At 37.2% G+C, this 11184-nt stretch carries 8 protein-coding genes; 6 read left to right on the plus strand and 2 right to left on the minus strand.

Features of this window, described 5'->3' with window-relative positions:
- Nucleotides 1-2: 2 nt before the first annotated feature.
- Nucleotides 3-1331, minus strand: coding sequence for a sigma-54-dependent transcriptional regulator (locus OQX62_RS17920; protein ID WP_265832992.1), 1329 nt, complete (start codon nt 1329-1331; stop codon nt 3-5).
- Nucleotides 1332-1472: 141 nt separating this feature from the next.
- On the opposite strand from OQX62_RS17920, the gene OQX62_RS17925 reads away from it, so the two are divergent.
- The 6 genes from OQX62_RS17925 (at nt 1473) to OQX62_RS17950 (ending at nt 8274) form a co-directional block, all read left to right on the plus strand.
- Nucleotides 1473-1718 (plus strand): hypothetical protein, encoded by a 246-nt coding sequence (locus tag OQX62_RS17925; protein ID WP_265832993.1) that lies wholly within the window; start codon nt 1473-1475, stop codon nt 1716-1718.
- Between the two features lie 51 nt (nt 1719-1769).
- Nucleotides 1770-2207 (plus strand): RrF2 family transcriptional regulator, encoded by a 438-nt coding sequence (locus OQX62_RS17930; protein WP_265832994.1) that lies wholly within the window; start codon nt 1770-1772, stop codon nt 2205-2207.
- A gap of 86 nt (nt 2208-2293) precedes the next feature.
- A complete protein-coding gene (gene cobA, locus OQX62_RS17935; protein ID WP_265832995.1) occupies nt 2294-3088 on the plus strand; it encodes a uroporphyrinogen-III C-methyltransferase in 795 nt (264 codons plus the stop codon).
- A 129-nt stretch (nt 3089-3217) separates the two neighbouring features.
- Nucleotides 3218-5176 carry a tetratricopeptide repeat protein gene (locus OQX62_RS17940; RefSeq protein ID WP_265832996.1) on the plus strand — a complete coding sequence of 653 codons (1959 nt, stop codon included), beginning with the start codon at nt 3218-3220 and terminating at the stop codon, nt 5174-5176.
- Nucleotides 5177-5234: 58 nt separating this feature from the next.
- Nucleotides 5235-6818, plus strand: a complete 1584-nt coding sequence (locus OQX62_RS17945) for a S8 family peptidase (protein ID WP_265832997.1) — start codon at nt 5235-5237, stop codon at nt 6816-6818.
- A gap of 127 nt (nt 6819-6945) precedes the next feature.
- Entirely contained in the window at nt 6946-8274 is a 1329-nt protein-coding gene (locus OQX62_RS17950) for a PAS domain S-box protein (protein WP_265832998.1), read from the plus strand.
- Between the two features lie 66 nt (nt 8275-8340).
- On the opposite strand, the gene OQX62_RS17955 is transcribed toward OQX62_RS17950, so the two are convergent.
- Nucleotides 8341-10845 carry an NACHT domain-containing protein gene (locus OQX62_RS17955; RefSeq protein WP_265832999.1) on the minus strand — a complete coding sequence of 835 codons (2505 nt, stop codon included), beginning with the start codon at nt 10843-10845 and terminating at the stop codon, nt 8341-8343.
- Nucleotides 10846-11184: the final 339 nt, after the last annotated feature.

Below are 11184 nucleotides of genomic sequence, written 5' to 3' on the forward strand. Positions count from 1 at the left end.
TACTATTCGATTTCATAGCGCTCCATTTTGCTATAGAGCGTTTTTCTGTCGATATTTAATAATTTAGCTGCTTTAGACTTGTTGTACTTCACCTTAATCAGCGTTTCCATGATCAGAGTTTTTTCATTACTTTCATTGATTGCTTTTAAGTCAGAGCCCTTTGGTTTAGGTGTTTGATTAATCGACAAGATCATCTCATCAGGCAGAGACTCTATTCCGGCAGTGTCTGATGGCGTGAGCAAGACCATTCTTTTGATCACATTTTTCAGTTCCCTTAAATTCCCCGGCCAGTCGTATTTTAACAGCAGGTCTTTTACGGGCTGGGATAAATGCTGTACGTTCCGGCTGAGCTCTGTATTTGATAACTTAATGAAATGATCTATAAATAGCTCAAGGTCTTTGCCTCTTTCTCTTAATGCCGGAAGCAGGATCTTAAATTCGTTCAAACGATGATAAAGATCTTCGCGAAATTCTCCGTTCTGGATGCTGTTTAATAAATCGTCATTTGTAGCGGTAATAATTCTGACATTTACAGGGATTTGTTTTGTGCTGCCCAGGGGCTGTATTACCCGTTCCTGTAAAGCACGAAGCAACTTCACCTGCACCTCATAGCTTAGGTTTCCTACCTCATCCAAAAATAAAGTTCCTCCATCAGCGGCTTCAAACTGTCCTTTTTTATCTGTAAGGGCCCCGGTAAAAGCACCTTTAATATGACCGAAAAGTTCACTCGCAGCGAGGTCTTTAGATAGTGCACCGCAATCTATAGCGACAAAGGGTTTCGTACTTCGTTTACTTTGTGCGTGCAGCGTTCTGGCAGCATATTCTTTACCTGTACCGCTCTCTCCTTGTATGATGACCGACATATCTGTAGGAGCAACAAGGTCAATATGGGCATACAACTTATCTGCAGTAGTACTTTTACCTTTTATAAAATCAGCATGCTCCACCGATTCTACAGTTATTTTTTCTATCTTTTTTTCAAGTGAATTATTAATGATCATCAACAACTCATCAGGATTAACAGGTTTGGTGATATAATCTATTGCGCCAAGCTGGATTGATTTTACGGCTGTTCTTACATCGTTGAAACTGGTCATGATGACAACAGGATAATGAAATCCCATTTCACGTACATGAGCCAATACATCTAAGCCAGTACCATCGGGTAAACGATAATCCACCAGCAAAAGATCAAAAGTATGCTGTGATAGTATTTTAAATGAGTTTTTAACATCATGAACAATGAATGGCTCATGGCCATGCTTCTTAAGAAAGCCCTCTAACAACTGTGAGAAAGTTAGATCATCTTCAATAATAAGTATTTTCGCCATAAGTATCCAATTTGAAATAATGGCAAAAATACAAAAGCCGGAGCAATCCTGCTTTACTATGCCCGTAATTTATTTTGAGTGATCAGGTAGAACAAATTATAACTAATATACGTTATAGAGCTGTATTTAACTACAGCTATTATGACTTATAAAGAGATTTTAAACTCCCTCGCTGATAAAACGGTCAGCACCTACAAATCGTATCTTGAAGCAAAAATTTCAGCACTGTCTGTTACTGATGAGTTTCTGGCAGATAAAACAGAACAACACAGAGCAGAATATGAGCGGCTGGAGAAAAAGATAATTGCACTGATAGCAACTATTAAAAAAGACAATTCTTTAGATGAACAGGCCCCTGATAATTATGAAGAGGAATTTGTAGGATGATTTTAACAGGTATTTACCATTACCTGAATCTTTTCTTAGCTTTGTATTAATATGTTGTCTAAGAAAACTAAATATGCCATTAAGGCGCTGGTCGCTTTGGGTAAGAACATTGAGAATCCTCCTATGCAAATCGTAAGATTAGCAGAACAGGAGATGATACCCAGAAAATTCTTGGAGCAGATTTTACTGGATTTAAGGAATGCAGGATATCTATACAGTAAAAAAGGTGCCGGAGGTGGTTACAGCCTGAATAAAAATGCAGCAGATATCTATCTGGCTGATATTTTAAGGATAACTGACGGACCGATCGCTATGGTGCCATGTGCAAGTCTTAAGTTCTACCGCAAATGCGATGAATGTCATGATGAAGTGACCTGCGGGATTAGAAAAACCTTTATTGAAGTGAGAGATGCTACACTTGAGGTACTTTCCAAAACTTCTATAGCGGATGTTATTGCGCGGGATAATGGGGAAGAATTCAGGGTGTAAATATATTTTAAAATAATATCTAGTATATCTGTAGACTTTGTTATATTTGCTTATTGCATTGATAATAAAGCTTAAATATTACGGTTATGATTTTAAATAAAATAAAAAACAGCACGCTTGAGCCTAAAATCACTTTGGTTGGGGCTGGTCCGGGTGATCCTGATTTAATTAGTTTAAAAGGTGTGAAAGCATTGAATACAGCAAATGTTGTACTCTATGATGCACAAGTTAATGGTGCTTTGCTTAACCATGCACCGGAAAATGCAATAAAAATCTTCGTTGGCAAAAAGTCGGCCGATGAATCCTTCTCACAGGACGCTGTAAATAAACTGATGATTGATTATGCGCTTAACTACGGACACGTGGTTCGTTTAAAAAGTGGTGATCCTTTCGTATTTGCAAGAGGTTTTGAAGAAGTTAATTTTGCGGAGTCTTATAGTATAGAAACAGAGATTATTCCGGGTATATCAAGTGCTACAGGTGTACCGGGATTACATAAGATACCAATGATTTATGGAGATCTTAGTGAGAGTTTCTGGGTATTAACAGGCGTTAACGCTAAAGGAGAACTGTCTCCTGACCTGATAGGTGCTGCAAAATCTAATGCTACTGTTGTAGTAATGATGGGAATTGAGCGGATTGCGGAAATTGCCTCAATCTTTCAACAGGAAGGTAAAAACAGATTACCGGTAGCTGTTATAGAAAATGGATCAACAGTTGATGAACATATTATTGTGGGTATAGTAGATACAATCGAAGAGTTGGTAACAGACCATAAGATTGCTTCTCCTGCATTGTTGGTATTTGGCGATGTAGTTTCATTACATCCGGCATTCAACCGTATCAGAGATTTTTATCACATTTTATCCGAAGAGCAATAGAAAAAACAGTATTGTGTAATTTCAGTAAGATATAAATTTAAAAAGCCGGGGAATAATACCCGGCTTTTTAAATTTATAATTGTTGAAAAGCTATCTTTGTATAGCCATTTAGCACAGAGCCAATCCCGTATGCTTTTTTATAGAACGATCTTCTGCTTAATTCTTGTATTTACTGCTTGTTCTTCATACGGCCTTCAATATCCCAAACAACATCCTGATCCAGACCTTGATATCGCATCGCTTGAAAAGCTGGTGATGCGTTACAGGTATGATCAGCCGGATTCAGCTATCTATTTTGCAGAACGCGGACTGAAGTTAGCCAGATCAAAAAATAATGAAGAAGGAATTGCTGCCATGCTGAATCAATTGGGTATGATTGATGATAATTTAGGTAAGGCAGATGATTCCAGGCAAAAGTACCTCGAAGCACTAGAGATCTATAAAAGGCTGGGGCATAAAAAAGGAATTGTCAAAGAGAACATCAGACTTGGCGTAGTAGAAAATAGAAAAGGAAATTATGATCAGGCAAGTGCTTACTTTCTGCAGGCTTTAAAGGTTAGTGAAAAGAACAGAGACAAGGCCGGAATCATGGAATCCTATATCACATTGGGTGAGGTTAGCGCGAACAGAAAATTGCATGATAAGGCAATTGAATATTTACAAAAAGCAGAAAAAATCAGTCTGGAATTGCCCTTTTCCAGTCTGAAATTAAATCTGTACAGTGATCTGGGGACCTCTTTCAGCGCAAAGGGTGATTTCGAAAAAGCGATATTTTATTTTCAAAAGGGAATCAGCCAGAGTGATACGCCACAAATGATGGGCTTGCATATTTCGTTATTCAATGGACTTGCAGACGTATATGCTAAATCGGGAGATGTTGATAAGGCCATTGCATTACATTTGGCAGCATTGGATAAATCGAGAAAAATTAATAATCTGATCAGGGAGTTTAACAGTTTGATGGGGCTGGCGAGAAGTTATTCCGGGAAAGATGCAAAAAAGGCTTTGGTTTACCTGGAGCAGGCGCTGCAACTGGCTAAATATAAAAACTCAAATAAGCAGTTGCTGGAGGTTTTAACAGCGATAGCCAGTTTGCAGGCAAAACAGGAAAATTATAAGGCGGCATTTGAGGCTAAAAATCAACAATATAATATCGCAGACAGCTTTTATTATAAAGATATAGCATTGAAGATATCTGATTTGCAGGCGCAATATGAATTAAATAAATCGGAAGCGAAAGTTCAGCAGTTAAAATTCATCAATAGCCAGCAGGTCCTGGAGCAAAACATCATGTTATGGATTATCGGGGGGAGTGTATCGCTATTGATTGTACTCAGTGCCTATTTTTTTAAAATACGTAATTTGAACCGGCTGCTAAACCAATCAAATACTGCGCTATCGGCATCAAATGTAGTGAAGGACAAATTATTTTCTATTCTTGCGCATGATCTAAGGGCCCCATTGAATTCAGTAATTAGTCTGCTGGACTTGATTAATAAAGGTTGGTTAAACGAAGAAGAAAAAACAATGATGATGAATAAGTTAGCTGTACATTGTAATGCTTCTATGGAAACCCTGGATCTGCTATTGCAATGGGGACAGATGCAGTTAAAAGGGGTAATGCTCAACCAGGTGATCATCAGTCCCTCAGAAATTATAGAGCGTAATATCTCTCTGTTCCTGGAAGCGGCGTTACATAAATCTATTCTTATTGAGAAAAGTATTGGTACCGATGTATCAGTTTTTGCAGATGCAGACCATCTCGATTTTATCATCAGGAATTTATTGTCTAATGCGATTAAGTTTACACCAGAGGGAGGAACAATAAAGCTGTCTGTTCAGCGGAAATCAGACAGTTCTGAAGTTTTATTTACAATTAAGGATAGTGGAGTAGGTATCAGCGAAGAACGTTTATCTTCTGTTTTCACTACGGATAGTGTAAGCACTAATGGTACTAATAATGAAAAAGGTACAAGCCTTGGATTGGTTATCTGTAAAGAATTTGTCCTGGCAAATCATGGAGAAATCTGGGTTATCAGTAAACAGGGTGTTGGTTCTGAGTTCTTTTTCACGCTCCAGGATAAATAGTTGCAACTTGTAACTAATTCTCTTTATTTTCGTTTAGAATTTAAATTAATAAATATATATGACTACTGTAAAAAAGAAAGCTATGTTGCGTGGGATGATGAGTATCACATTCATCGCAGCACTGGGATTAAATTCATTTGCTCAGAAGAGCAACTGGCAGAACCTTGATCTCAAGACCGATTCTACATTTGGAATCAGTACTGAGAAAGCCTATTCGGAATTATTAAAAGGGAAGAAATCTAAATCTGTTTTAGTAGGTGTTTTAGATGGTGGTGTTGATATCAATCATGAAGATTTAAAACGTGTAATCTGGTTAAATAAAAAAGAGATCGCAGGTAACGGTAAAGATGATGATAAAAACGGTTACATAGATGATGTGCACGGATGGAACTTTCTCTCTTCTATTAATCAGGAAACACTGGAATTGACCAGGATTATTCGCAGAGACAGTGCAAAGTTTGCCAATGTAACTGCTGCTACGGTTAAACCGGCAGATAAAGCTGCTTTTGAAATTTATACAGCTGCGAAAGCAGATTTTGATAAACAAACCAGTGAAGCCAAGGATGTACTGCAGAACATAGGTGGTTTCAAACAGGCACTGGATGCTTTGATCGTTAGAGTAGGAAAAGAAAATCCTACTGCGGAAGATATTAAAAACTACACAGCCGATAATGCTATGGAAGGTCGTTTGAAAAATGTTCTGATCTCTCAGTTGCAAAATACTACTTATAAAGAGTTCTACGATGCGCAGATCACTAAAGGAATAAGCCACTATCAGGACCAGCTTGACTATAATCTAAACCTGAACTTTAACCCGAGACCAAAAGTACTTGGCGATAACTATGCTGACAGCAAACAACGTGGTTACGGAAGTAACGACGTGAAAGGCCCTGATGCAAGTCATGGGACACATGTTTCCGGTATTATCGGTGCGGACCGTACCAATACAATCGGAATTCAGGGGGTAGCAGACAACGTAATCATTATGGGGGTACGCAGTGTGCCAAATGGTGATGAACGTGATAAAGATGTTGCCAACTCTATACGTTATGCAGTAGATAATGGTGCAAAAGTATTAAACATGAGCTTTGGTAAAGCGTATTCATGGGATAAAAAAACTGTTGATGAGGCAGTAAAATATGCGATCTCTAAAGATGTTTTATTAGTTCAGGCAGCAGGAAATGATAATAAAAACCTTGATGTGGAAAAAAGCTTTCCTGATCGTAATTATGAAGGTGGCGGACAAGCTGGTGCATATATCGTAGTCGGTGCTTCAGGACCTAAGGATGATAATACATTAAAAGCGAGTTTCTCTAACTATGGAAAAACAACAGTAGATGTTTTTGCTCCGGGTGTGCAAATTTATTCTACTGTTCCGGAATCTAAATATGCAGCATATGACGGTACAAGTATGGCATCTCCTGTAGTTGCCGGATTGGCTGCATTGATAAGGTCTTATTATCCGAAATTAACTGCTATTCAGGTAAAAGAGATTATTTTAAAATCAGTTGTTAAAGTAAATCATAATGTGTCAGTTGAAGGAGAAAGTGGTGCGATTTCAGTACCTTTCTCTGATCTGTGTATTACCGGAGGTATTGTAAATGCGTATGATGCTTTAAAGCTGGCTGCAACTTATAAATAAAATTACAAGATACTATTGTATCCTGATCGGATAAAAATGACCCTTCCCAAAAAGAAGGGTTGTTTTGTTTTAAGTTTTTTGTATTATTACAGTGCTCAAGTATCAAATTACCCACTGCACATTACGAATGATCCTCTCGCATGATTTATTTCAGCTATCCCCTGTTCCTATGTGGGTTTTTGATGCTGAAACGTTAAAGTTTAAAGTTGTTAATACTGCCGCAGTAAATATTTACGGATATACAGCGGAAGAGTTTTTATCAATGACCATCCATACTATCCTTCATGATGAGGATGAGTATGAGGCCAGGCATATCAAAAAATCAGGAGAAATCATCTATGTAAATTTCGAAAGCACCATCATAGACTTTGAAGGAAGGGTTGCTAAACTGATCACGATCTGCAGTATCATTGATAAGGAAGGAAGAGAAAAGGAAATAGCTGAAAGGAGCTATAACGAAGAACAGGGTAAACTGAATGAGGAAAGATTTAATATCATCTCGAAAGCAACAAGTGATACCATATGGGATTGGAATCTGATTACTGATATCATCGAATGGAATAAAGGTATAAAAGGGATATTTGGGTATAAAAATTTAGAAAAAAATAGAACTAGTGGAGATTGGTGGATCGATCATATCCATCCTGAAGATCGTGAAAAGGTAGTTCATAATATCCGTCGGCATATTAACGACAGAATAGAACGATGGGTAGAAGAATACCGCTTTCTTTGTGCTGATGGCTCTTATAAATATGTGTACGACAGGGGGTTTATGGTATTTAATGAAAACGGCTCTTCTATTCGGATGATAGGCAGTATGCAGGATATATCGCAGCGCAAACAAGAAGAACAATGGTCGCGTTTACTCGAATCTGTAGTTATTAATGCCACAGATGCAGTTCAGATTTGTACTGGTAATACAGAGGGGAGCGGGCAATCTATCATCTATGTAAACGAAGCGTTTACAAAAATGTCTGGTTATACTAAGCATGAATTAATTGGTGCATCTCCACGTATTTCGCAGGGACCGGAAACGGATATCAATGAGATCAGGAAATTAAAAAGTGCTATTGAGAATAAAGTTCCCTGTGAGATAGAAGTTATCAATTATACAAAACAAGGGAAGGAATACTGGGTAAGCCAGAGTAGTGCACCAATAGCTGACAGTAACGGACTGGTTACCCATTGGATTTCCATTCAAAGGGATATTACCCAAAACAGGAATTACCTCAAAGAAATTGAAGAGCAGAATAAGAAATTTAAAGAAATAGCATGGATACAGTCTCATCTTGTCCGTGCACCATTGGCAAGGGTAATGGGACTTGTAGATTTACTGAAGAATTTTGTACCTGGAGATGATGGCGATGAACTTCTCCTTCATCTGGAAAACTCAGCTAAAGAGCTGGATGCAATAATTATTAATATAGCTGATAAAACCCCCTCAAATAAGGGATAGTTGATTTGAGGTTTTCTCTTCTCGCCACTTTAATGGCAATTCGATTGAGAAGAGGAAATGTGATAACTACAGTACAGTTTTTGATATTTCATTTACGTCAAGCATACAAAGCCGCTCATATCTGTATTCATTAGCCAGCCCTTCATTACGTAATTCAATATATATGCTGATCAATAAGTCGCAGATTACCATTGCATTGAAAATCATATTGTTCCTTTTGAACAGAGAAAGGCATTCTTTTGCATGATCAATTGCAATCCCATATTCTTTCCTGTTGAATGATTGCTGCGCCTGTAACATCGATGTAATAGACTCTATGTACTTTGTAAGCATCGTATGTCTTTTATTTATCAGATGAACCATCAGTCTTTCAATTTGATTGGCTCTGCCGCCCGGATTAAAGAATGCAAGATTGTATCCATATAAGTTTACAATGAAAAGGGTAAAAGACGTTCTATGGGTAAATAATTTGGGCTGAAGTTTAGCCATAGAATCAAAAAGTGGTATTGAATTATGATGACCTGTAAATATATCAACAAAGAGCATCATTAGATAGGCAATACCTTGCTGTGTGCTAAGGGTACTGGAAGGATCAATATTGAATGTGTTTTTACCTTCTTTAAAATCGGCAATCTGTGTGATCAATCTGCTGTCTGTAACCGGTACAGAATTAATTTTTGCATAGATAATATCAAGAGCGTCTACAGGATTGAACATCCAATTTTCCCCCTTCAGTTTCCGCATGTGATCTGCCCTTTCTATTATCCTTTGTTTATCCATAGAAAATATTTCTATGAGGCCTAACAATGAATTATAAACTAATAGGTGATCATCCTTCTGTGCAATATCAACCAAAGCGGTAACGGCTTCCTTATAGCAGGAATCTATGAAGTCAAAATTGATCAGTTCATCAATGATAATCTCATGAAACAGATGATCGTCCAATACCCTTTCAATGTCTGAATTATGTTTTGAGCGATATTTAATTTCTTCTGCAATAAAAAGAATCAGGTAATTAACTTCATAGTTAATCAGGTCCAGTCTAAAGATTGACCTGATAGCGCTGAAATTGCCTGTTTTTATCAGAAATCTTGCTGTCCACTGCAACAACTGGAAACGTACCTGATTGGCATCATATTGCGTATTGATGAATTGAAAAAATTCCAGACTTACCTGCAGATGGAATTTTTCGAGGATTTCCACAAAAAGAAAATATTCGAACATATGTGTATGCAGAAAGCGTACATATTCTACAGGATGTGCATTTTCTATACGCCTTTCTTCCATTAAAATGCCGTCAGACAGCAGTTCCATGTAGGCATTTTTGAAAACAGAAAGTTCAGTAAGGAGGTGGTCTTTAACTACCGAACTGGAATCTTTTCCATAGCCCGTTAGCTGAATTATTTTTTTCAGAAAAAGTATCTTTTCTGTGTAGTAATTGGAACGGTAAATTTTTTCCTGAATAAATCTGGATACAAGCTCATAAAAAGTGATATTAGAATAATAGTTGAAGTCGGGATCCTCTTCTTTTAATTGATAGTACAATTGAATGTGGAAAGGAAATTTCAGCTGCGCTTTAAGTCGTGGATTAAGGCTGTTATCACTGGTATTAATTCTGCTGATAATCACATCCACTTCCTTTTCTGAAAGTGGTGGAACGTTAGACAGTTCATGCATATTGAAATAATTTCCCGGAAACCACTTTGATTTCAGGAATGATGAGTAACGCATGCGCTCATAAAAGCGAACCCAGGTGGTTGATCGCATGCTCATCATTAATTTGATGTTTTTATAATCCTCAAGTGAGCATATCAAATTGATTATACTATCAAAAAGATCATTCTTCTGATCTCTTTTTATAACAAGTTCAGATAATCCATCAAAAATGATGATAAACTTTCCGCTCTGACTCTGCTGGTTCCTGTTCAGGAATTCCAGGATATTTTCAGTCGTGGTTAAGCCAAGGTGTTGTTTAATCTGATCTTCCAGGTTGAGATTGAGTTGATCGAGGTTGAAGAAGTTCGGTGCAGAAATGAATAACAGTGTAGAATCCTGGTAAGCTGCCCCATCTTTAAAAAATAAGTTTTCTGCCAGATGAGCAAGTAATGTAGTTCTTCCATAACCAGGCTGTGAAATAAGACTGGTAAATATATAGTTGCCTTTATAAAATTCATCAAAGTCATGTTCAGCAAATCTTCTGCTTATTGTCAGTTCATAAGGGATGCCGGAGCGGTTTTTTATCGTTTTTAAAGTAAACCTGGTGATTTTATCAATTTTTTCTTTAACAGATTTCCATTCATCAGGATTATGCTGAACAGCAGGCAAGATCCCGTGTTCATTTTTTTCTGAATCAACATATTCAGCAAGTGTGGTCAGCGTAAAATTAGAAAACCTATGCTTAACCGCAGCGAAACCAAAAAGGCGTTTCACGGTAGTTTCACTCACATTCTTATTCAGGCGTTTGCTGATTTCAATCGAAATTCTTTTACAATCGGCAGGGGTAATGAACCTGATTTTGCTTTTGAGCAATATTAAGCGTTTCAGCTCACTGAGCTGGTGATCATATTCCATACTTTCTATTTATTCGGTTAAAACCCAGAGCCCTTAATCAGGACTCAATATAACATATATCCATTGAATATAACACATATACGTTGTATATGAATGAATGAGATGTGATAATTAACTGTAACGTTTTTATTAGTTAAGCGATGATACTCATAATCTCCCTTTAAAGGAAATGATGAAGGATAACTGAATAAAAATATTAAAAATGAACAAAATGAATGAAATCAGTGGTTTATTTTATCTTTTTATGAATGACTTGAACGGGCAAATGAATGAATGCTATCCTTAAAATTGCCGTAAGTATTTAAGTTAACCTCAAAGCCCCTTTTATGGATTGGACTT

The organism is Pedobacter sp. MR2016-24 (assembly GCF_026239655.1).
In the GTDB taxonomy this organism is placed as follows: Bacteria; Bacteroidota; Bacteroidia; order Sphingobacteriales; family Sphingobacteriaceae; genus Pedobacter.